We start from the raw sequence: 24699 nt of genomic DNA on the forward strand, positions 1-24699 counted from the left end.
AATAATGGTTAATTATGGAGGGATTTGAAGATGAAAAAAAGATTTGCAAAACTCATTAGCTTAGCACTTGTTGGTGTAATGAGCGCTGGTGTTTTGGCAGGATGCGGAAATTCTAATGACACAGCATCTGCATCAAAGGACGGGGTTAAAATTGGTGTCCTAGTAGCTGATGTAAGTGGTGAGGAAGCTCTTGGTTTCAGAAACTATTATGAAGAGTATATTCAGAACAACTATGACGTTACTTTCGAATATACAGATGCTCTTGAAAGTGCAGAAGATGAGAAGGCTGCAATTGAGAAGTTTGCATCTAAGGGATATGACGCAATCATTTCTCTTTCAAGCTCAGATAGAGCACAGCAGATTGAGACATGTGAAGAATATGGTGTTTACTATGCAATTGCATCTGGTGTTCTTGATGATGAGCAGTACGAACAGTACAAGGGATATGAATACTTTGTAGGCCAGATTGGACCATCAAACGAAACAGAGTTTGAAGCTGGAAAGGCTATGGGCGAGTATTATAAGGAACAGGGAATTAGCACAGTTGCAATTTACGGTGCATTCATTCCAAACCCAATGCATGTATATCGTGCAGCAGGAATCATTGCAGGACTTGGTGATACATACGGTGGAACAGATGATATGAACGGCATGATTGGTCAGATTTTTGGAGACCAGGCTGTTGATCCATCAAAGATTGAAGGTGATGTAGAGGTAGTTGCATATCTTCAGGGATATGGTGATACAACTACAGATGAGCTTAATGCGGCAATCCAGAAGGCTCCAGAAGCTTTCTTATCAGTTGGTATGGCTACAACATTCTTTGCTCAGACATTAGCTCAGAATGATATTCAGTTTGCTGATATTGATTCATTTACAGAAATGAATTTGGATTCTATGACAAATGGAACACTTACATATCTTGCTGGTAAGTATTCTTCATCAATTGGACCTGTATTTGCACTTGTTATGAATGCAGTAAATGGAAATGTAATCCGTGACAATGATGGAAATGCAGTTTCATTAAGCCAGGGATACCTTGTAGCAACAGATGTTGATTCATTCAACGAATATTATGTAACAGACAACGGAGATACACCAATTTTTGATAAGGAATCACTTGATACAATCATCGGTGATGCAGTTACTTATGATGATGTAAAGGCTCTTGTAGAGTCAAAATAGTTTTTTGGAGGCAATTATGAGCACCCTTAAGAAGATAATACATTCATTGGCAATACCCGTTTTAGTAGCAGCAATACTTGAGGGACTTTGCCTTACACAGGGACAAAATATTATTACAAATGCAAAGAGTTTTGATAATTTTGTTGTTTACACAGCAATTGTCATGATTACAACAATGGCTCTTTCTATAAATCTAAATAGTGGACGATTTGATTTTTCACTTGGTTCAATGGCAGCGCTTTCATCAGTAATTGGAGCTGAAATAACATATTCAGCTCTTGCTGGTGGAAAGGGCTCTGCAGTGATGATGCTTATTGTAACAGTAGCTGTGGGATGCTTATTGGGATTAATCTCAGGAGCTATCTACGTTGCACTGCGTTTACCACCTATTATCACATCACTTGGTGTGACTCTTATTTACGAGGGAATCATGTACACAATCACAAGTGGAAAATACCTTATGAAAGAGGTACAGAATTCATCTATGTCCGCTTTTGCTAATACTTGGGTTTATGCATTTATTATCATTCTTGTGGTGCTCATATTTATGGTTGTTGTATTTGAAAAGACAACATTCGGATATGATTACGCAGCTCTGAAAAGTGGACAGAAGGTTTCAATAAACACTGGTATTAACGAAGTGAAAAATGCGCTGATCTGCTATGGAATATGCGGAGCATTAATGGGACTTGTAGGCTTCTTAAATGCTGCAAGAAACACAACAATCAATGGTGGACAGCTAAACTTCGGAAGTATTGCAATCATGTTTACAGCATTTCTTCCAATGTTTATTGGTGGATATATCAGCCAGTACTGCAATGAAAAGATGGGATTCTTGCTTGCAGCAGTTTGTATGTCACTTTTGAATTCCACATTTGCTGTTTTTTCAAATCAAGTAACTGCTTCTATGCAATCAATTATAAATGCCGTACTTCTAGTGGTATTTTTGATTTATTTAAACAATATAAACGTGATAAAGAGATTATTTAAAAGATGAGAAATGAAAAATTATTGAAAACAGCTTTAGGCTTATTGCCAAAGCTAATTTATAAGGATATAACTCCTGTAAATATGACTGAGTGCAAGTATCTTTCAAAGGGAGATAGCATAATAATAGATTTTGGTGATCATCAGGTGGGAAGATTAGCTTTCGATTTGAAATCTGTCGGTTCTCATGCCGATGCACCTGCTTTTCTCAAAATTCATTTTGCAGAAAGAGAAATCGAGTTATACGAGAATCCTGCTGAATACAAAGGATGGATAAGTGCATCATGGATTGAGGAGGAACAGATTCACGTAGATGTTATTCCATCAAGAGTGTCACTAGAAAGAAGATATTCATTTAGATATGTAAAAATTGAAGTTTTAGATATAAGTGATAAATTCAAGCTTTATTTGGACAATGTGGTGTGCACTAGCGAATCTTCAGCTGACGATTCTAAGCTTGTTCCACTTAATTCTGATAATCAGTTACACAAGGATCTTGATAGAGTTGCTATCAAAACTCTTCATGATTGTATGCAGCTGGTTTTTGAAGATGGACCAAAGAGAGATAGACGTCTTTGGATTGGCGATTTAAGAATGCAAGCATTGGCTAATTATGAGACATATCGTAATTACGATTTAGTAAAGGAGTGCCTGTATCTTTTTGGGGCTCTTACGAACGATGAGGATAGAGTGGGAGCATGCATATTCCTTGAACCAGAGCCAGAGGTGGATGACACTTTCATGTTTGATTACTCATTGTTTTTTATTAATACATTATTGGACTATTACAGACAAACAGGAGATGATTCGGCTGTAAATGATTTGTGGCATGTATGTAAAAGACAAATTGAACTGGCAAAAGAAAATCTTGATGAAAACTATGTTGTAAGGGATTCCGAAAAGCTAGGTTGGTGCTTTGTAGATTGGAACCTCATGCTTAACAAGCAGGCTAGTGCCCAGGGAATATTCCTTTATGCTTTGGAGGCAGCAATTGAGCTTGCTCAGATTACAGGAGATGTAATGGCAGAAGAAGAGTATGCCCAGGATTATCTCAAATTAAAATCAGCAGCTAATAGCTTTTTATTTGATGAGGAAAAGAAGCTATATGTTTCTGGTACAGACCGACAGGTATCCTATGCATCTCAGGTATGGATGATTCTTGGTGGAGCTGTAGAAGGAAATGGCGCTGTTAAGCTTATTGAGCGTTTGCGTCAGGAAGAAAGTGCTCTAACAATGGTTACACCATACATGTTCCATAACTTTATAGAAGCTTTGATTATGATTGGTGAAAAGAATCAGGCTTTAAAGGAAATGGAAGAATACTGGGGTGGAATGCTTAAGGAAGGGGCAGATACATTCTGGGAATTGTACAATCCTAAGAATCCAAATGAGTCTCCTTATGGCGGAACAATAGTTAACAGCTATTGTCACGCATGGAGCTGTGGCCCAACATATTTCTTAAGAAAATATTTTTGTAATTAACGAGGTTATAAATGTCAAAGATAGATTTTAAGGGAAATCCCTTTTATTTAGATGATGAGGCTGTAGAGTGGATTGAATCTACTTTTAGCGAGATGTCACTCGAGGATAAGTGTGGACAGGTATTCTGTCCAATGGGATTCAGCAGTGATGATGGAGTCCTCAACCACATTGTAGGAGATATAAAGGTAGGGGGTATGATGTATCGAAGTGGCAGAGCCGAGGAGATACAGAACACTCACAGAAAAATTCAATCAATCGCCAAGGTTCCACTTCTTCTTGCTGCCAATACTGAGGCAGGAGGAGATGGTTTGGCTTTTGAGGGAACATCCTTTGGAAAGCCTATGGCAGTAGCTGCAACAGCAGATAGCGAATATGGCTACAAAATGGGATATGTGGCCTGCAAAGAAGGTGCAGCTCTTGGTATGAATTGGTCTTTTGCACCAATCGTTGATATTAACAAGGAGTTTCACAATCCAATTACAAATGTAAGAACATTTGGAGACAATCCACAGATGGTGGTTGACTTTGCTTCTAGGTACATGGATGGTGCTGATGAGAATAATGTGGCAGTTGCTATCAAACATTTCCCAGGAGATGGTATCGATGAGCGAGATCAACATATTCTTACAAGCATAAATAGCCTTTCTGTAGAGGAATGGGATGAGACCTTTGGATATGTATATAAGTCACTCATTGATAAGGGGGCTAAGACAGTTATGGTTGGCCATATAGCTTGCCCTGCCTATGTTCGTAAATACGATAATGGTGCTTCAAGAGAAAAACAGTTACTTCCTGCATCATTGTCTTATGAATTACTTACCAAATTGCTTAGACAGCAGCTGGGATTTAATGGCTTGATTTCTACAGATGCTACACCTATGGTTGGATTTACAGCTGCTATGAAGAGGGAACTTGCAATTCCTACTGCTATCCAAAATGGATGTGACATGATTCTTTTCAATAAGAGCTTAGAAGAGGATTATGGATTCCTTATGAATGGTGTGAAAAATGGAATCCTTAAGGAAGAAAGATTAGACGAAGCAGTTCTTAGAATACTTGCTACAAAGGCTTCTTTAGGTCTTCACAAAAAGCAGGCAGAAGGAACTCTTGTGCCAGGCAAAGATGCTTTGGCTGTAGTAGGTTGTGAAGAGCATAGAAAGATGGCTAAGGAAGTTGCAGATAAGGCTATCACACTCGTAAGAGATGAGGAAAGTTTACTTCCACTTTCTGCAAAAAAATATAAGCGCATTTATTTGAATGTTATCGATAGAAATGATGATCCAAATAGCGATTTTGTAAAGATGTGGAAGGAAAAACTAGAAGAAGAAGGCTTTGAAGTCAAGGTTAGAGACAGACGTACTCGAATTTCTGTAATGGATTTTGCAGATCCAAGCAGAATGACTCCAGAAAAGCAGGCTCTTATGAATGAAATGTACAGAAGCGTTGCAGATATGAAGGCTGATTATGATTTATATCTGTATGTATGCAACATGGAGAATGCATCAAATAATACAACACTCAGACTAAACTGGAACGTATTGTTTGGACTGGGAGATGACGCTCCATGGCATGCCAGCGAAATTCCTATGCTTATGGTTTCTACAGCATACCCATATCATCTGTTTGATGCACCAATGATGAAAACATATATCAATACTTATAGTGGCAATGAGGAATTTGTTACTGCTTGTATTGATAAACTTATGGGCCGCTCAAGCTTCAAGGGAATCAGCCCGGTAGACCCACTATGTGGAAAGGACTATATATAAAATGGAAATCAAGGGAATTATATTTGATTTAGATGGTGTTATTTGCAGCACTGATGAATATCATTATCAGGCCTGGAAGAAAATGGCTGACCATGAGGGGATTTATTTTGATAGAAAAATAAATGAAAGACTTCGTGGTGTTTCCAGAGCTGCCAGCCTGGAGATAATTCTGGAGAAAGCTGACAGGCAGTATTCAGATGAAGAAAAGCTTGAGATGATGACAAAGAAAAATGATTTATATAAAGAGCTTTTGTCATCAATGACAGAAAGGGATGTATCGTCAGAGGTGATTGATACTTTAAATGCACTTAGAGCAAAAGGTTTAAAGCTTGCTATTGGTTCATCATCCCAAAACACTAAGTTGATTTTAAGCCGCATTGGTCTTTTGGATTTCTTTGATGGGATATCTGATGGAACAATAATTTCTCAGTCAAAGCCTAATCCAGAGGTTTTCATTAAGGCTGCCGGTATTCTTCAATTAAGGAATGAAAATTGTTTTGTTGTTGAAGATGCCGAAGCTGGAATTGACGCAGCAGTAGCTGGTGGATTTCACAGCATAGGAATAGGTAGTGCTAGCAGTTATGACAAGGCAGAATATAAAATAAATAGCTTTAAGGAAATTATCGATTTAGTATAATACCCTTATACAAGTACAGAGGACACAAACATTGGACCGATTAACAGACTCGACAGGAGAACAAAGCGTTAAGCGAATCTATGGAGCAAAATGTATTTATATATTGTAAAAGGAGAGAGTTAGACATGGCAAAAGTGATTACATATGATTAAAAAGAGCCTGCGGCACCGCAGGCTCAAATATTATCTACTTCAAAAGAAGAGCAGCAAGTCTATCATTATCTTCTGGATTCATGAAACAGAAGCGAATGTAATTCTCGCCCAGATATGGGAAAGTAGAACAGTCACGAATCATGAGGCCCTCTTTGATACATCTGTCAAAGAGCTCCTGGCTGGTAAGGCCGTCTTCTAAGATGCGAAGAAGCATGAAGTTGCCATGTGGCCAATATGCCTTGAAACGAGAGCTCTTTTCAAAAATATCGTATAAACGATTTCTTTCAGTCGCAATAAGATTACGAGTCTTTTCGATATATTCTTTATCTGAGAACATAAGCTTTCCAGCAACCACTGCGATGGAGTTAATTGTCCAAGGGTCCTTTCTCTGGTTGATTGTCTGCATCAAATCTGTGTTGGAACAGATTGCATAACCAAGACGAAGACCAGGGGCAGCAAAGAACTTTGAAGTGCCTCGAAGGATTGCAATGTTTGAATAAGTGCGTGTAAGAGTTACAGAAGAAACCTCATTGATGTTCTCAGCAAATTCAACATAAGTCTCATCCACCATAACAAAGATATCGCATTCCTTACATGCATCAAGAATCTTTCGCATATCATGATTATTGATTGCTGTTCCAGTAGGGTTGTTAGGATTGCAGATAACAAGCATATCAATATCTTCTGTAAGCTTGCTGATGAAATGGTCTACATCTAAAACAAAATCATTTTCTTCACGAAGAGGATAGTAGATGCTCTTTCCACCACCAAGGGCGATTTCTCTTTCATATTCTGAATAGGTTGGTCCGAGAATCAAAGCTTTTGTAGGCTTTTCAATCTGGATAAATAGAGAAATAAGCTCTGTGGAACCATTTCCTACGATGATGTTTTCTGTCTCTGTATTACAGTATTCCGCAATGCATTTTCTTAGCTCTACATAATCTCTGTCTGGATATGATGTGATGCAGTCGATATTTGCTACGATTCCATCCTTAAGCTTAGGAGATATTCCAAGGGGATTAACATTTGCAGAAAAGCTAATGATGTCCTCTTTTTTGATGCCATAAATCTGCTCTATTTTTTCTAAATCACTTCCATGAAAATGATCCTTGTGCTTTATCATTGAAAGCCTCCTTAAAGGTTAAAATTTTCTTGCCTTATATAATAGCACTGAGTCTGTATTTTATCCATATTTTTGTTACCCAATAAGTTTGAAAACACTATATGTTGTGCTATACTAATAAATAATATGCTTGGGTTAGTATTACCCACATGATAAAAGAGGAGAATGTTTTGAGAAAAAGAATCTATCGTATTTCCGAAGATAAATTCGACGACTTAAAACCAAATATTGAGTTTGAATCAGAGCAGATAGAAGAAACCTGCTTTATTAATGATGCCTTTTCGGGCAGCATATATTTTAAGAGTACAAATGATGTTAAGGCCAGAGGTGTTGTTTACTGTGATAATCCGTATGTACGAATTACCAATCCATGGTTTGATGGTGTCAGTGTTCGCATAGATTATCTTGTGGACGATTACAATTACAAAGCAGCAGAGTGTCTCAAGGGTAATTTTATTATTGTCACTGTGGGAATGGAAAAGAAGCTTCCATTTTCCATTACTTACGTAAAGCGTCCATTGTTATGCAGCACTGGACAGATTCGTTCCCTTCAGGAATATGCAGATTTTGCACAAAATCATTTTGCAGAAGCTGTTTCTTTATTTTATTCAGACAGATTCGCAGAATTTATTTCGGATCAGGATAAACGTACCAAGCTTCTTTACAGAGGCTTTAAAGCTGCACCTATCGCAGCTGTCAATGTAGATGAATTTTTGGTTTCTATTGGACTCAAAACGAAGATGACATTCGATTTACAGGAGCGTCAGGATTCCTACTATGAGGTTGATAGTAATGTTAAGGGCGAAATAGAGATTAGCCGTTCTACATGGGGCTTTATAGATATTTCCGTTACCTGCGATGCGGATTTCATATCTGTTGAAAAGGAACATATTACAGGAGATTTCTTCCTTGGTTCTATTTTCAATATGAGCTACTACATCCATAAGGATAAAATGCACGCAGGTATTAACTTCGCAAAGATTTCCTTTGATTATCGTGATATCCACAAAGAGATTACTGTCCTTGCCACATCCGACAAAGAGGGTGTTTCTTTAGAATCAGAGGAGTTTGCTCAGAACAAAAAGCTTTTGCAGGCATTTCGTTTATACGAAGATTTTCGATTGCGCAGGGTTACCACCAGTCAGTGGTGTGCTGACACCTTAGAGATTGTTAACAGTCTTCCAGAGGAGTCGGTTAATGATAATTTTATTCTTTTGGTAAAAGCATTTTTATATGTTACTAATAATCAAAAGCAGGAAGCTTTATGGATTATTCAGGATTTAAAGCGCAGCATAGAAGATAAGGGCAGCAGAGAGTGGGCCTTCCTTCTTTATGTATGCACACTTATCGAGCGAGAAGAGGATTATGTAGATCGTCTTACTGAAAATATTGAGGGTATTTTTAAAGAGCACAGGGATGATGTTCATATTTTCTGGTTCCTGTTGTTCCTTCGAAAGGAATATATTAAGAATCCTACAGCCAAGCTCAGAGAGATTTCTAAGTGGGTGGAGGCTGGCTGGGATACACCTCTTTTGTATATAGAGGCATACTATATTTTCCTACAGGATCCATACCTGATTTCATCTTTTGATGAGCTTACTATTAAGGTTTTGAACTGGGCTAAGAAGAAAAAGGCTATCACTAAAGATATGGCCATTCAGATGATTCATCTTCTTGAGACAGAGAAAAATTATAATCCAAAGGTATTGCCTATTTTGGATGAATGCTACGAAGTTTATCCAGACATGAAGCTGCTTTTAGCTATTGTCACTTATTTGTTAAAGGCGCCTTATGTTGAGCCAGAATTTTTGAAATGGTTTGGCATGGCTATTGAGGTTAATCTTCATGTGTCAGGAATTTTTGAGGCATATATGGAGGCTCTGCCAGCTTACTCAGTAGATAAGCTGCCACAGCTTCTTACTATGTTTTTCAAATATAACAGTAACTTATCCTACGATAAAAGAGCTTTGCTTTACGCCAACATTATCCTTCACAAGGATGAGGATTATGACACCTACGAGCATTATGAAAGTGCTATAGAAGCCTTTGCGTTAGAGCAGCTTAAGCTTGGTCGTTTGGATGACAATTTGGCGGTATGTTACCAGCGCCTTTTGGAACTTGGTATTTTTGATAAGGAAGTTGCAAGACTTATTTCTGAGTTATCTTTTAAGAAAAAGCTGGCAGTTATTAACCCTGATATCAGACGTGTATTTCTCTATCAGGAAGAGTTTAAGGCACCTACCATTGCCAACATATCAGACCACAAAGCCTATATTAATTATATTGGCAGCAAGGGTGTGGTTCTTTTCGAGGATAATAATGGATATTTGTTTGTGGATGATGATGCATATTTTACAGAGGATATCATTAACACCGACGGATACACAGAAAAGCTAAAAGAGTTGTGTCCGCTTAACCTTACCTATGCATTAATGAGATTTGCAAACGGTAGTGGAACAAAGGATTATTCATCTGTCGATGCAGAAGCTGCAGAGCTTATCATGGAATCAAAGCAGATATCCGCAGAGTATCTTGATACTATTTATCCAAAGCTAATAGAGATTCTTCGTTTCAATAACAGAGAAGCATTTTTGGAAAAGCACTTTATGCAGGAGGCAGATCTAAAAGCGCTGAGTGCAGAGGTTATTGCGTCTGTGCTTGAGGTCTTTATTCTTAGAAGTAAGTATGAGGAAGCCTTTTATATGCTTAGGCATACTAATTCTTCCTTACTAAAGCCTGCTGCAGCCACAAAGCTTTGCCAGTTTATGATTAACAAAGAACCTGAAAAATCAGAGGATTTCCTGATTCTTTTCACAGCAGGACTGATTTCACAGGGCTACATTCATACTGATATGATTCGTTACCTTGTGAAGTTCTTTGTGGGACCTACAGACTTAATGCTAAAAATCTATAATAGCGCTTTTGAAAAGGGTGAGGATGTAGTGGAATTTGGCGAGAGAATAATCACACAGGCACTCTACAGAGATTTCCTTTGCCCAGAGATTATGGATGTGTTTGATACTTACGTATCACGTAAAAATAACAAGATGGTTGTGGAAGCCTTCTTAAATTATCAGGCTCACGATTATCTTGCTAATCAGGCGGACACTCCAGAGAAGATTTTCGCCTACATTTACAACAGATTTAAGAAGGGGCTTAATGTATCAGAAAGTATGCGAATCGCCCTTTTAAAATATCTTTGCACAGGTACTGATTTAGATGAAGAGGATTACAACATGCTGGATATTCTTTTGGCAGATGCAATCCTTCGCAATCAGTACTTTGGATTCTTCGCAAAGTGCGATGAGAAGCTTAAGGTTAAATATCATCTTTATGACAAGCACTTTATAGAATTCAACACAGACAAGAGAAAGGCTGTTGATATTACATATTCAATTAATGGTGCACCAGCGGTCACTGAGGATATGATTGAAATGTACGATGGTCTTTATGTAAAACAGTTCATATTATTCTATGGTGATGAGCTTAAGTACGAAATTTATCGTGAGGATGTTTCTGACGAGCCTCTTCAGGCAAACACCTTCGTACTGAGCGATGAGCTGGAACAGACTGAGGGCAGATATGCTTTGATGAATAAAATATCTCGTCACAGCCTTTATAACGAGGTTTATGAGCTGGCAGAGGATGTAAAGATTTATCAGGGGCTTGATGCTGTTACCAGAGAACTATTTTCAACTATTTAAGGAGTATTATGGGAATATCAGAAGGTGCATATGTAGGAATTGACATTAGTTCAAGGAATACAGTGCTTAGCATTTACAATTCGAATATGGAAGAGCCTGCTACAATAAGCACCATTCTTGGCGAGGAAAATTACTCTATCCCAACTGTGCTTGCAAAGAGAATAGGTATGGGACAATGGTTCTTTGGTGAGGAAGCCATTAGAATGAGCAGATTAAAGGAAGCTGTTCTTGTGGAGGAGCTTTTTAATCTTGCGTTAAGAGATGGACAGGTAGTAATTGATTCTGAAAATTATGGAGCCAGAGATTTACTGGTTATCTTTTTCAAAAAGCTTTTTTCTATCCCAGGGCCAATGGCAGCTCTAAGTGACGTAGAGAAGCTTGTTATATGTGTTCAGCAGATTAATTTAGAAGTTATGGAACTGATGAACTACGTGGCTTCGAAGATTGGCATAGACCAGAACCATGTAATGCTTATAGATAGAAGCGAATGTTTTTATTATTACGCCCTTTCTCAGAAACCAGAGCTCTTTTTATATAATGTTGCATTGTTTGATTACAGTGGTACAAATATGGTTTCTTGCACACTTCACCGCAATCAGACTACACGTCCTCAGATGATTTCTTTAAATGTAATCAATCATGGTGAAATCACTGATAACAGGGATGAGCTTTTTGATCAGGTTATTTCTGATACCTTTGGCAGTTCTCTTTACTCATCAGTATATCTTGTTGGAGATGGTTTTGATGGTGAGTGGATGAAGGTAAGCCTTTCACATCTTTGTAAGGGTAGAAAGGTATTTCTTGGAAAGAATCTTTATTCAAAGGGAGCCTGCTACGGCGGTTATATAAAAGATGGAAAGAGAGATTGGCCTTTCATCTACATTGGAGATAACGACCTAAAGCTTAATCTTTCAATCAAAATATTAGAAAACAACGTTATGAAGTTTTTCACTCTTATTGACGCCGGTGAAAGCTGGTACGATGTAAAGGGTGAATGTGAGGTTATCCTTGATGGAGAGCCTGAAATAGAATTTTTTATTCAGCGTCCAGAATCGAGAGAAGCACATTCTGAGGTTTTGGAACTTACAGATATGCCAAAGAGAGAAAACAGAACTACACGTCTTCGTATTGAAGCACGCCCTGTTTCAGATGTGGCAGTTTCAATTACTATTACAGATCTTGGATTTGGAGAGATATCACCAGCTTCAGGCAAGAGCTGGGAACACACTATTACAACTGAGTAGGTATATATGAGCACATTAATTTACTGTCAAAATGCGTTATCTGCAACGCCATACTATATCGAAGAAGCTTCCCTTAATGTTTATTCTTTGGAGGAGCTTAGCTACTATATCCTTAACAATGTATATCTGCTTTCATCTAAATTGATGAGCCCAGAGCTTTGTAATTGGATTGGCAGGGAGTTAAAACAGCCAAAGCTTGCAGCTGAGTTACAGGGACTTGTGCAGAATAATGCACCACTTCACATTTTTATTGGTCATATTCTGGGCTCCAATGGCTATGCTTCCAACAAAGAGATTAAGGATATTCTTGCTATTATATCTACCTTCGAGAACAAGTCAGAAGCTGAAAGAAAGAAGATGAGAGCTGACAGACTTATGGCAAAGGATAAGCTTGTTGATGCGATTTACGAGTACGAGACTCTTTTGGCAGACGATGTAGCAAAGAATATGCCAAAGGTAGTTGAGGGAGATGTTTATCATAATTTGGGTTGTGCATTTTCTCGATTATTCTTTTTCTCAGAGGCTATGAAATGCTTTGATGAGGCTTATAAAAGAAATCAAAAGAAGCAGAGCCTGTATTGTCTGCTTTATGCAGCAAGATGTGCAAAGGACAAGTTAGCCTTTGATCAGTACGTTACAAAGTATCTTGTTTCAAAAGAAGATGTGGATCAGGTGCTAAAAACAGTTTCAACTGCCACAGCAAATGAAAATATCCTGGAATTTGACAGAGCTGTTAATGAGTTGATAAATGACGATTATAAGAGGGAAGGAACAGTTAATGCTGTTAGCAGTGTAGTAAATAGCTGGAAAGACGAGTATATTAAGTATTGTAAAATATAATTTAGTAATTGTTGGGGAGATTTTACTATGGGATTTTTTACAAAACGAAAAAACAAAAGAGAAATCAGGGCCGCAAAGATTGATGATGCTTTTAACAGAGTCTACACTCAAATCGAAGGCATAGACAGTTGGGAAGACCCTAAGAAGCTGGAACACTATATTCTGGATTCCTGTGAGCAAATCATTGCATCTACCAAGGCAATGGAGCGCCAAAAAATGGAATATAGAATTGTTACCAGATATCTTCATGATATAAAGGCCATAGAGAATCTTCCAAAGGATACTGCAAAGGATTTGAGAAATACAGCTATACGTATTTGCGAATTGGAGCAGAATATCCTTGAGGCGAGAGCTATTACAAGAAACATTACGGATGAGCAATTCTCTGTAATTGCCGACGAGGAAGAGGATATGCCTGAAATTATAAACAGGTTTGCCTCTGATGAAATATATCAGTCTAAGCTTAAAAGAAGCCTTTCTTACCTGGAAGGTGAAAAGAGCCGTTGGGAGATTGAAAGAGAAGAACTGATTGCTCAGGGGCGTCTCTTTAAACGTATGGCCATAGCTGTTCTTACATCTTTTACCACTTTACTTATTTTGCTGTACGTTATGTACAATGCAGTGGGAGCGGACATGTCCATTTGGATTTATGCAGTGCTTTTCATTTGTGCGGTTAGTGGTTTTGTAATTTTCCTTCGTCAAAATACTATAAATAAAGAATCCAGAGCAGCACTCATACGACTGAATCAGGCTATTAGCATGCTTAACGTAGAACGAATGAAGTACGTTAATGTAACTAATAGTATTGAATATTCAAAGGACAAATATTTTGTAAAAACAGCCGCTGAGCTTCAGTATGTTTGGGAGCAGTATCAGGATAAGGTACGTGACCAGCAGAGATATATACAAAATAATGATGATTTGGAATTTTACAACGATAAGCTTGAAAGAATCTTGGGAAGCATTGGTTTGGCGGATGACAAGATTTGGCTTAATCAGGTAAATGCATTGATAGATAAGCAGGATATGTCAGATTGCAGGCACAGGCTTGTTGTAAGAAGAAAGAAAATTAGAGACAGACTTGAGGATCATCGCAGAATCGTTCAGGAAGAGAGAGATGAAATTGACAGGCTTATGACCAGACATGAGCATTATCTCCCTGAAATTCAGGAGATTATTAAATCCGTTGATAAACTATGTGGGACAAGTTCTAGCACAAAGATAAAGGCTTGAAAGGAGTGACTTCATGATTGAAATGTTCGAAAAGTCCAAGGAGTTTAGACTAAATACCCTATATACTCTTGCCCAGGGTATGTATTGGATGATTGTTTGCTGCGCCATAAGTATGGGTAGTGCCTATCTTTCAAACAGAGGATATTCGACTTTTGCAATCGGATTGCTCTTTGCGTTAGCTTATTTATTTGCTGCGATTGTTCAGCAGGTTGTTTCTGTAGCCACAGACAATTCTACTAATTTCAATGTTTTAGATGTTCTAATAATTCTCGGTGGTTTGAGTATTTTAGATTTACTTGTAGCTTTTTCGGCTGTCCATAAGGGGTTTCTTATCAGCGTGACCTTCTTAATTGGAGCGATGCTCGCTACAATTATTCAGCCATTTTTAAATGCCCTGAATTTTTACATTCAAAGACAGGGCTACAGAATGAATTACGGAGTTGCCAGAGCGTCTGGTTCTTTCTTCTTCTTTTTGATGAGTCTGATAGTTGGATTCTTCATGAAGACAGTTTCTGTTAAGGCAGCACCGCTATTTGGCTTCCTTGTTTCAATCTTGTTTACGGGAATCGTTACATGGATTTACAAGGAACTAAAGGATGAAGGCAAAACTTCAAAAGAGGTGTTTGATCCCCTAGCGGAGAAGAAGAGTGACGGTTTTGAATACAAGGGTCTACGCAATTTTGTAATTAAATACAAAATGTTTTTTATTTATCTTATAGGTGTTGTTTGTATTTTCTTTGGACACATTGTAGTGAATAACTTCCTATATCAGATTACTGTTAATGTTGGTGGTAATGAGGCTACCAATGGTGGTCTTTTAGCTTTACAGGCAATTGTAGAATTGCCAGCCATGATTTTCTTCTCTGTGCTTAGAGATAAATTTGGTTCAAAACGCCTGCTTGCTGTATCCGGAATATTTTATCTTTTGAAGATATTCTTTACAGCAATCGCCACTTCTATTGGAATGCTTTATTTCAGTATGCTGTTTCAATCACTGGCATTTGCATTGTTTATTCCAGCATCCGTTCATTTTGTGGATGAGATTATGCCTGAGAAGGATGCAGTTAAGGGACAGGCCTTCGTTACAATTGCAATGTCTATAAGCAGTTTAATAGGCAGTGTTTTGGGCGGAATGATAATAAATTTACTTGGAGTTTCAGCATCTTTGTATTTTGCTACATTTGTTACATTTGTGGGAGTTATTGTCTCAATTTTAGGACTTGTCAGAATAAATAAACAAAAATAACGAATAAAGATAGATTTTTTAATTACAAATTGCTAAAATAACTATATACATATCATATAGTGAGAGAAAGATATGGCTAAATATAACATTGGTGGATATATCTTTAACGATGAGAATAGTGCTAAAAAAGCTGCTAAGGAGCTTAAAGCCGTCGAGTATATTCTTGGGCAAATGAAGACTGCTGATGAGCAGGAGGTTCTCAAGATATATAAAAAGATTATTTCGCAGAAGCTTTTTTCTACTCAGATAGGCATGGGTTTTCTTAATCAGCTTAGGCAGAATTTGGTTGCGACAGGAGCTTTTGATGAAGACCAGATTCCGCCAATCTATGCTGTGGAGGAGCAAGAGGCCCCAAAGCCGCAGGCACCGCCGAAGCAAAATCCACCTGAGAAACCTGCACCTGCAGTAAAGGCTACTGTGGAAAAGGCAGAGGAGCAGCCAAAGGAAGAGCCTGCCAAAGAAAAAAGGGTTAAAGAAAAAAGAGCCAAGAAACTCACTAAACTAATAAAAGAAAAGACCGATAAAAAAAGTACGGTCGATACAGAAGATTCTTCTGGGGTAATCAGAAAGCTTAGGTTGGTAAACAGCTTTTTGATTGTATGTGTTTTTACTTTACTACTTTGTGTGTTGGGCATGTTCATTGTCAGTTCAACTATTAACAGCCCGACAATACTTAATTACAAAGAGGCTATTACTGACGAGTATTCTTCTTGGAAACAGCAGCTTGACGAGCGAGAGCGCGAGCTCAATGAACGTGAGGCTGAGCTTGATGCTAGGGAGGCTGAAGTCAGTGGTATAGAAGGTAACTAATAATATAATTCAAGGATGGGGTTGGTGTTATGTCGAAAAACAAAATTCTTGTGGCTGATGATGAAAGCCGAATGAGAAAACTTATCAGGGACTATTTAGTAAGAGAAGATTATGAAGTTGTAGAAGCAGAAAACGGTGAACAGGCTCTTGATATGTTCTACATGGATAGTGAAATTTCGCTTATCATTTTAGACGTCATGATGCCAAAGGTTGACGGTTTCGCTGTATTGAAAGAAATCAGAGAAACTTCATCTATTCCTGTTCTTATGCTTACAGCTAAGGGTGAAGAGAATGATGTGCTTAATGGCTTCGAGCTCGGAGCTGACGAATACATCAACAAACCATTTTCACCTAAGATTCTTATGGCAAGAGTTAATGCTGTTCTTCGTAGAAGTACAGATGATTCTCTTGGCAAGAAAGTTGTTGAGGCAGGCGGTATCCAGTTGGATGTTGATGCTCATGTTGCCACAAATGATGGTAACCCTGTAGAGCTATCGGTTAAGGAATTTGAGCTCCTTTATTATTTCATCAATAATGAAGGAATTGCGCTTTCTAGAGAAAAGATTCTTAATCACGTATGGGACTATGATTATTTCGGAGACGCAAGAACAATCGATACTCACGTTAAAAAGCTTCGTAGCAAGTTAGACGACAAGGGAAATTACATCAAGACTATTTGGGGCATGGGGTATAAATTTGAAGTTGACGCAAAAGCCTAGTAAAATTAATCGCCAAATTGTAGGTTTGTTAGGATTGATAGTACTAACATCTTTAATAGTTGTTAGCATCCTAACATCCTGCTTTTTAGGCGATTATTATATTTATGAAAAGAGGAAGGATATGAAAGAGCTTTTTTCAATCCTTTCCGAAAAATGTGAAAACGGGAGATTGTACAATAGTGAATATCTCCCCGAAAATATAGCATTGTTTGAACAATTTAACGTAGCAGCTGTTGTCACAGGTGCTGACGGACAATCTCTTTTAACATCTTCAGTTGATTCAGATCTTTTAATCAATCAACTTAATTATTCTTTGCTTTCAAATGATGCCAATAATGAGCTTATTAAAACTACAGAAAACTACAAGATTTTCAAACAGCAATTTTCAGAGTTTGATGATACATTTCTTGTATTAATTGGAGTTTTGCCTGATGGAAACATTGTTTTTATCAAGGCTACAGCTTCTGCATTGGAGCAGACTGCATCTATTACCAACAAGTTTTTCTTAACTATGATTTTCATAGATTCTATTATTAGTGTTCTTGTTGGAAGATACTTTATCGCTAAATTTACCAAGCCATTATTTAAGCTTATTAATATTACAAAGAGAATTTCAAACTTTGATTTTGAAGCAACCTATCATCCTCAGAGGCTTTATAACGAAATGGATGATCTTGGCGAGCATGTCAATGAGATGTCTACGACTCTAAAGAGAGCTATCGAACAGCTTAGACTTGCTAATGAAAACCTGAAGCACGATTTGGAGTTGAAGGAAGAGACTGAGAACATGCGAAAGGAATTCGTTTCTAATGTTTCTCACGAGTTAAAGACTCCTATTGCTCTTATTCAGGGATATGCTGAAGGTCTTCAGGAAGGCATCATGGATGATGAGGTCAGCAGAAAGATTTATCTGGATATTATCATTGATGAGGCAAATAAGATGAACCGCCTCGTTAGAGAGATGCTTATCCTTAATCAGCTTGAAGCTGGTCAGATGAATCTTGATATGGTTGATTTTAATGTGACTGAAATGATTGATAGTGTCATTGACAGTAACAGAATCAATTTTGAGGCCCAGAATATTAATTACGAGTTTATAAATAAGCAGGACTGCTACGTTCATGCAGATGAGTTCTTGGTTGAACAGGTAGTCACTAATTTTGTAAGCAATGCTATTCATTATGTGCTTAATGAAAATATCGTCACTGTACGTTACGATTTTGTAAAAAGAGGAAAGGTTCGCATTATTGTATTCAATTCAGGCAATAATATCGGAAAGAAGGATATAAAGCATATTTGGGAGAAGTTCTACAAGGCTGATAAGGCCAGAAGCCGTGAATATGGTGGCAGTGGAATAGGTCTTTCTGTAGTTAAAGCTACTATGGATTTATTGCACGAAAAATTCGGTGTTGAGAACGTTCCTGACGGAGTTGAATTTTGGTTTGAGTTATCTTTGGTAAAAGACACAAAAATCAAAGAAAATTCATAGAATTTTCTGATTTTTCACATTGAAGAATACACATTTTAATGCTAATATACCATTAATGATTAGTGTATTTTTTAGGAGAAGGCATGAAAACTAACAGAATTTTTTTAATGATTTCTGTGTTGTGTTTTTCTCTATTTGCCACTGGTTGTGGAGAACAGCTATATGAAATGACCAGTGAGGAAGAGGCTATAATAAGCTTATATGCTTCGAAAGCGGTTGCGAAATTTAACAAAAATCAGGTGATTGGAATCGCAAATGCCCGCGTAAAAAAGGGAGAATTGGATGAGGATTATGAACCTGATGAAGAACAGGCTGATGACGAGGCGTTAGAGGAAGCGGACACAGGGGAGACAATTGATCCTGAAACTGGGGAAGTGATTCCTCCAGAAGGCGAACCTGGTGAGGATTCTGAAGCACAGGAAGGTGCAGAAGAACAGGCTCAGGAGGATGTTTCTGTTGAGGCTGGATATTCCTTTACCAACGCCGTAGACATTTCAGGAGTTGAATTCACCTGTTCAAAATTTGATGTTTCCAGTGATTTCAAGACTTCTAGTTTCTATATGAAACCGGCAAGTGGAAAGAAATATTTAACTTTGTATATTGATGCTGTGAATACTACTGATGGAACGGTTGATTTTAGTCAGTATTCCGGCAGGACATATAGTTTATCCCTCAATGGAGGGGAAAAGAACAAGGCTCAAATTACTATGCTGCCAAATGATTTATCTTCCTATAAAGGAACGATGTCTGGTAAAGAGAAGAAAACCTTTGTGATTGTTTTTTCCTTTAGCAATTCGGCTGTTGAAAATATATCATCGGTTGAGCTTTATGTAACCAGTGATGGTGCTACCAGAGGGGCAGAAGTAAAACCATTATAAATCATTTTTTGATTTAAATGAGAGGAGATTTGCATGGATACTAATATTTTATTGGAATCAGGTACTAACGAACTAGAGGTCCTTGAGTTCAAGGTTGGCAAGAATTTCTATGGAATCAACGTTGCCAAGATTAGGGAAATTTTGTTATACCAGCAGGTAACTCCATTGCCTAATGCACATCCTTGCATTGAAGGAATTTTCATGCCAAGAGATATTATGATTTCTGTCATCTCTCTTCGCAAGTGTTTAAATATTCAGGATGAACCTGAAAACGATGGTCTCTTTATAATCACAAACTTTAACAGTTTAAATACAGCATTCCATGTAGACGAGGTTCTCGGTATTCACCGTGTATCATGGGAAGATATCATTAAACCAGATGCTACAATTTCATCTGATGAATCTGGTGTTTCAACAGGTGTTATTAAACTTGATGATAGATTAGTAGTTATTCTCGATTTCGAGAAGATTGTTACAGATATCAATCCTGAGACTGGTCTTAAGGTTTCAGAAATGGATGATTACGAGACACGTGATCGAAGCAAATCACCTATCCTTCTTTGTGAGGATTCACCACTTCTTTCAAAGCTTATCGTTGAGTGCTTGAAGAAGGCTGGTTATACAAATCTTATCGTAAATATGAATGGCCAGGAAGGCTGGGACAAGCTGGTTGAGATGCATAAGAATGGCACAGTACTTCAGGATGTACACCTTATCATCACTGATATCGAGATGCCTCTTATGGATGGTCACAGACTTTGTAAGTTAGTAAAAGAGAATGAGACAATGAAGAATATTCCGCTTATCATATTCTCATCTCTGATTAATGACGAAATCAGGCGCAAGGGTGAAAGCCTTGGAGCTGATGCACAGCTTACAAAGCCAGAAATTGGTAAGCTTATCGCGGTAGTAGATGATTTGGTTGCTAAGTACGAGGATGCTCGTAACAGTCATTAGAATTTAAAATCTTAGGGGTATGCCAAGCATACCCCTTATTTTAAATATATTGGGAGGATTTAAGATGTCTCAGGCTGAGGACTACTTAGATGGACTATTAAATTCAATAAACAAGGCTAAGACTGATGCTGAACAGGTCGAAGAAAATGCCGAGAGAAAGCAACAGGAATTTGTTGAGAACCGACAGCAGGTAGCACCTGATGAAGACTTCTTTACAGCAACAGGAATTGACGTTCAGCAAACAAAAGGTAAAAGCTCACACCCTTACCTCAGGAAAATTCTTTCTGAGGAGGATTTTTTGCGCAAATTTGAAGAAGAACTGGGACAAGAGGATGTGGATTTATTCATTTCCGAGTTCGAACAGGAAATTGATAACGAAGAACAGCTATTTGAAAATACAGGAGCTACATTAGATAACGAGGATGTAGTAGATAAACTTTTAAATGATATTGACAATGTGGTCAGCACTGAAGCGAAAAAGCTTGAGGAGGCTGATTCAGTCACAGTAGAACCAGAGGCAGAAGAACTGCCAGAGGCTTTTCCAGAGCTTATAGAAGAAGCTGCAGAAGATGAGCCTGAAACAAGTCCTGCTGAAGATAATGACCCAGAGGGTTCAGAAGATGATGGTGAAGAACTAAAGCTTCCTGATGATGACGATATAGATTTATCCCAGTTTATAGAGGAATCTGACGATGACGAGGAAGCTGGCGAAGCTGGTGATTCTGAAGAGAATTCGGAAGAAGCTGAGGATGAGGATGATTTTGGATTCTCACTGGATGATGCGGTGGATGATTCCGGAGAGGAAGAACCTTTAGATGAATCCCTGAAGGAGTTTATGCCTGATGAAATGGATGCTCTGGACGAGGCTGAATATGGAGAAGGCGAAGAACCTGATCTTTCCGGAGAAGGAGATTTAGATTTAGATAATATCCTTGAGGGTGAGGATGAAGACCTGATGGATATTCAGTCACTGCTAACAGGTGGTGAAGAAGGAGCCTCTGAGGCAGGTGAAATTGATGAATCAGCAGAAGCTGCATCAGAGGAGCCTGCAGGTGACGGAGGCAAGAAGGATAAAAAGAAGAAAAAAGAGAAGAAGAAAAAGGAAAAGGGCGAAAAGAAACCTAATCCATTCCTACAGAAGCTGGCTCTTATTATCTTTGGTGCTCCTGATGAGGATGAAATTGCTGAAGCGGAGGCAGAGGCTGCCGCGGCTGCTGCAGCAACAGTTGAGATTACCTATGATGAGGAAGGTAATCCAATAATCCCAGAGGGTGGCGTACCAGAGGATCCTAAAGCAAAGAAGAAACGAGAGAAGGAAGAAAAGAAAGCTGCTAAGGAAGCTGCAAAGAAAGAAAAGGAAGCAGCTAAGAAGGAAAAAGGTAAGAAAGAAAAGCCTAAGAAGGAGCCAAAACCTAAAAAACCGAAGAAAGAGAAAGAACCTGACACATCTCCTAAAATTCCTATTTCCATTATTGCAACATTTTTGGTATTATCTATATCAATAATTGGTGTTGTATTGGTTGGAATGACCTTCACGGGTTTGAAGCGTCATATGTCTCAGGCAAGAGAATTGTTTGATCAGGGTAATTACATAGCTGCTTACGAGAAGCTTAACGGTTTTGATTTCAAAACTGATGAAAAGGTAGAGCTTCTTAGAAATCAGTCAAGAACTCTGGCAGACTTACAACAGTGTCAGGATGAGTATACTACCTTTATGAATTACGGTATGTATAACTACGCACTAGATTCTTTATTAAAGGGACTTGGCAGATACGAAAAATATAAGGATGATGCTGTTGAATATGGCATCGCTGATGAGTATGATGCCTTTGGTACCAGCATCATTGCAGAGCTTGAGAAAGATTTTGGTCTATCTGTGGATGAGGCCATGGCTATTTATAAGCAACCAAACCGACATTATTATACAATCGAACTTAGAAAAGTGCTTAGAAAGCTAGGGTTACCGGACACATGATAGCAATACTTGATTACGATGCAGGAAATATTAAAAGTGTAGAAAAAGCATTTGGAATCCTTGGTGAGGAGACTAGCCTCACCAGGGATTTTAGTGTGATTGAAAGAGCCGACCGCTTGGTGTTACCAGGAGTTGGCTCTTTTGCTGATGCTATGGAGCATCTAAAAAAATATGATTTGGATAAGGCCATTAAAGATTATGTTGAAAGTGGCAAACCTTTTATTGGAATTTGCCTTGGACTTCAGCTTTTATTTGAATCAAGCGAGGAATCTCCTGGAGTAGAAGGTCTTCACCTCCTGGATGGAGTTGTTAAGAGAATTCCTGATAAACCAGGAATCAAGGTTCCACATATTGGATGGAATTCTTTAGACTTTCCTAATAAGGGAAAGCTTTTCGAAGGAATTGACGAGGGCAGCTTTGTATATTTTGTTCATTCATATTATCTTGAGGCAGCTGATCCTTCTATAGTTAAGGCCACCACAGAGTATGGTTGTCATATTCATGCTTCAGTGGAAAAGGACAATATTTTTGCCTGCCAGTTCCACCCAGAAAAGTCTTCCACAGTGGGACTTCAGATACTTAAGAATTTCGCAAAATTATAGGAGGCTTCCCATGTTCACAAAAAGAATTATTCCTTGTTTAGATGTAAAAGACGGGCGTGTGGTTAAAGGTGTTAACTTCGTTAACTTAAGAGACGCGGGAGATCCAGTAGAAATCGCAGCGGCCTACGATAAAGCAGGTGCAGATGAAGTTGTATTTTTGGATATCACAGCTTCTTCTGACCATAGAAATACAGTAGTTGATATGGTTCGCCGTGTTGCAGAGCAGGTATTTATTCCATTTACAGTAGGTGGAGGTATTCGCACTGTAGAGGATTTTAAAGCTCTTCTCAGAGAAGGCGCTGATAAAATCGCAGTCAATTCAGCAGCTATTGATAATCCACAGCTTGTTGCGGATGCAGCTGACAAATTCGGAAGTCAGTGTGTGGTTGTTGCCATTGATGCTAAAAGAAGAGCAGATGGAAGCGGCTTCAATATTTATAAGCATGGTGGACGATTAGATTGCGGAATTGATGCAGTAGAGTGGGCCACTAAGGTTGAAAAGCTTGGAGCTGGTGAGATTCTTCTTACTTCCATGGATCAGGACGGAACAAAGGCTGGCTTTGATTTAGAGCTTACAAAGGCTATTTCCTCTGCAGTAAATATTCCCGTCATTGCCTCCGGTGGTGCAGGAACAATGGAACATTTTAAAGATGCTCTTACCGTAGGCGGCGCAGAGGCTGCTCTTGCTGCATCTTTGTTTCATTATAGGGAAATGGAGATTTTAGACCTCAAGAGGTATTTAAGGGACAATAACATACCAGTGCGGTTATAGAATTAACAGTTTTTACACATTATTATAGTATTATAATGGTAACTATAGACATGATGGGAACAGGATGTTCAGGTTTATATTCAAAGGAGTGATGTTTATGTCTTTAACTATTAATTCTTTTGGAAGTGAATCTATTTATTCATTGTTTGGCGGTTCATCTAACAGCTCAAGCTCTATTTTTGGTGGCTTGGAAGCATCAATAAATAATCTCGCACAAATTAGATCAGGTTCATACGGAAAGCTGGTTAAGTCTTACTATGCCAAATATGATTCTGAGGGAAATCTGAAATCTGATTCCAGGGTAAAGTCAAAAGAGAAGATATCAGATTTAAGCGGTATCAGAAATGATGCTTCTGCCCTTAACAAAGCTACAGATACATTACTTGCAAAGGGTAAGAATTCTATTTGGGAACAGGTAGAGACAGAAGACGCTGACGGTAAGGTTACCAAGGATTACGATAGAGATAAAATCTATAATGCTATAAATAGTTTTGCAAAAGCCTATAATGACCTTGTAGATAGTGGTCAGGAAGCTGAAGGAATGGGTGTCCTTACTCAGGTGGCTGCCATGGTTACTACCTCACAAAAGGCTGCATCTACCTTAGGCAAGGCAGGTATTACCATTGATAGCAAAAATCATTTGAACGTTGATGAGGATTTCTTGAAAAATAAGGCTACAATGTCTTATGTGAAAGATTTGTTCAGCGGAACAGGTAGTTATGCATATCAGATTGCTACAAAGGCATCTATGACTAATTCTTATGCAAGTACCTCACTTGCAGATATTACTGGTAAGAAGTCGTATACAAGCAGCGGTTCTTATTCATTATCTGCAGATGACATTGTAAGTAAATTTGATCAAATTACGTAAAATTTTATAGTGGACATGGTTTGT

General features: G+C 38.2%; 20 protein-coding genes. 19 read left to right on the plus strand and 1 reads right to left on the minus strand.

Features of this window, described 5'->3' with window-relative positions:
- The first annotated feature begins 30 nt into the window (after positions 1 to 30).
- The 5 genes from BMZ41_RS00335 to pgmB are packed head-to-tail and all read left to right on the plus strand — an operon-like array spanning position 31 to position 6060.
- Positions 31 to 1185 (plus strand): type 1 periplasmic-binding domain-containing protein, encoded by a 1155-nt coding sequence (locus BMZ41_RS00335; protein ID WP_090526307.1) that lies wholly within the window; start codon positions 31 to 33, stop codon positions 1183 to 1185.
- Between the two features lie 16 nt (positions 1186 to 1201).
- Entirely contained in the window at positions 1202 to 2182 is a 981-nt protein-coding gene (locus tag BMZ41_RS00340; RefSeq protein WP_090166697.1) for an ABC transporter permease, read from the plus strand.
- Positions 2179 to 3654 (plus strand): alpha-L-rhamnosidase-related protein, encoded by a 1476-nt coding sequence (locus tag BMZ41_RS00345; RefSeq protein ID WP_090526309.1) that lies wholly within the window; start codon positions 2179 to 2181, stop codon positions 3652 to 3654. Before BMZ41_RS00340 ends, BMZ41_RS00345 begins: the two co-directional genes overlap by 4 nt.
- 11 nt (positions 3655 to 3665) lie before the next feature.
- Positions 3666 to 5423, plus strand: coding sequence for a glycoside hydrolase family 3 protein (locus tag BMZ41_RS00350; protein WP_028247874.1), 1758 nt, complete (start codon positions 3666 to 3668; stop codon positions 5421 to 5423).
- Position 5424: 1 nt separating this feature from the next.
- Entirely contained in the window at positions 5425 to 6060 is a 636-nt protein-coding gene (pgmB, locus tag BMZ41_RS00355; RefSeq protein ID WP_090526311.1) for a beta-phosphoglucomutase, read from the plus strand.
- Positions 6061 to 6246: 186 nt separating this feature from the next.
- Here the strand turns inward: pgmB and BMZ41_RS00360 are convergent, their stop codons facing one another.
- A complete protein-coding gene (locus tag BMZ41_RS00360) occupies positions 6247 to 7335 on the minus strand; it encodes a pyridoxal phosphate-dependent aminotransferase (protein WP_090526313.1) in 1089 nt (362 codons plus the stop codon).
- A gap of 170 nt (positions 7336 to 7505) precedes the next feature.
- Between BMZ41_RS00360 and BMZ41_RS00365 the strand changes: the two genes are divergently transcribed.
- The 14 genes from BMZ41_RS00365 (at position 7506) to BMZ41_RS00430 (ending at position 24675) form a co-directional block, all read left to right on the plus strand.
- Positions 7506 to 11039 (plus strand): DUF5717 family protein, encoded by a 3534-nt coding sequence (locus BMZ41_RS00365; RefSeq protein ID WP_090526315.1) that lies wholly within the window; start codon positions 7506 to 7508, stop codon positions 11037 to 11039.
- 8 nt (positions 11040 to 11047) lie between these two features.
- Entirely contained in the window at positions 11048 to 12283 is a 1236-nt protein-coding gene (locus BMZ41_RS00370) for a DUF5716 family protein (protein ID WP_090166678.1), read from the plus strand.
- A gap of 6 nt (positions 12284 to 12289) precedes the next feature.
- Positions 12290 to 13123: a hypothetical protein gene (locus BMZ41_RS00375; RefSeq protein ID WP_090526317.1), complete on the plus strand. Its 834-nt coding sequence runs from the start codon at positions 12290 to 12292 to the stop codon at positions 13121 to 13123.
- Positions 13124 to 13150: 27 nt separating this feature from the next.
- Positions 13151 to 14356, plus strand: coding sequence for a hypothetical protein (locus tag BMZ41_RS00380; RefSeq protein WP_090166675.1), 1206 nt, complete (start codon positions 13151 to 13153; stop codon positions 14354 to 14356).
- A 13-nt stretch (positions 14357 to 14369) separates the two neighbouring features.
- A complete protein-coding gene (locus BMZ41_RS00385) occupies positions 14370 to 15602 on the plus strand; it encodes an MFS transporter (RefSeq protein ID WP_090166673.1) in 1233 nt (410 codons plus the stop codon).
- A gap of 72 nt (positions 15603 to 15674) precedes the next feature.
- Positions 15675 to 16412, plus strand: a complete 738-nt coding sequence (locus BMZ41_RS00390; protein ID WP_090526319.1) for a hypothetical protein — start codon at positions 15675 to 15677, stop codon at positions 16410 to 16412.
- A gap of 29 nt (positions 16413 to 16441) precedes the next feature.
- Complete coding sequence (locus BMZ41_RS00395) at positions 16442 to 17131, plus strand: response regulator transcription factor (protein ID WP_015549599.1); 690 nt, start codon at positions 16442 to 16444, stop codon at positions 17129 to 17131.
- 121 nt (positions 17132 to 17252) lie between these two features.
- Positions 17253 to 18620 (plus strand): sensor histidine kinase, encoded by a 1368-nt coding sequence (locus BMZ41_RS00400; RefSeq protein WP_090166667.1) that lies wholly within the window; start codon positions 17253 to 17255, stop codon positions 18618 to 18620.
- 83 nt (positions 18621 to 18703) lie between these two features.
- The gene (locus tag BMZ41_RS00405; RefSeq protein ID WP_090166665.1) at positions 18704 to 19498 is read left to right on the plus strand and encodes a hypothetical protein; all 795 of its coding nucleotides are present in this window, start codon (positions 18704 to 18706) and stop codon (positions 19496 to 19498) included.
- Between the two features lie 33 nt (positions 19499 to 19531).
- On the plus strand, positions 19532 to 20455 hold the full coding sequence (locus BMZ41_RS00410) for a chemotaxis protein (RefSeq protein WP_090166663.1): 924 nt from the start codon (positions 19532 to 19534) through the stop codon (positions 20453 to 20455).
- Between the two features lie 64 nt (positions 20456 to 20519).
- Positions 20520 to 22430, plus strand: coding sequence for an ICP22 family protein (locus BMZ41_RS00415; protein WP_090526321.1), 1911 nt, complete (start codon positions 20520 to 20522; stop codon positions 22428 to 22430).
- On the plus strand, positions 22427 to 23032 hold the full coding sequence (gene hisH / locus BMZ41_RS00420; RefSeq protein ID WP_090166659.1) for an imidazole glycerol phosphate synthase subunit HisH: 606 nt from the start codon (positions 22427 to 22429) through the stop codon (positions 23030 to 23032). The genes BMZ41_RS00415 and hisH overlap by 4 nt, the downstream gene beginning before the upstream one ends.
- Before the next feature lie 10 nt (positions 23033 to 23042).
- Positions 23043 to 23804 (plus strand): imidazole glycerol phosphate synthase subunit HisF, encoded by a 762-nt coding sequence (gene hisF / locus BMZ41_RS00425; protein ID WP_090526323.1) that lies wholly within the window; start codon positions 23043 to 23045, stop codon positions 23802 to 23804.
- Positions 23805 to 23901: 97 nt separating this feature from the next.
- Positions 23902 to 24675, plus strand: coding sequence for a hypothetical protein (locus BMZ41_RS00430; protein ID WP_090526325.1), 774 nt, complete (start codon positions 23902 to 23904; stop codon positions 24673 to 24675).
- Positions 24676 to 24699: the final 24 nt, after the last annotated feature.

This window comes from Pseudobutyrivibrio sp. UC1225 (genome assembly GCF_900115215.1).
GTDB lineage: Bacteria > Bacillota > Clostridia > Lachnospirales > Lachnospiraceae > Pseudobutyrivibrio.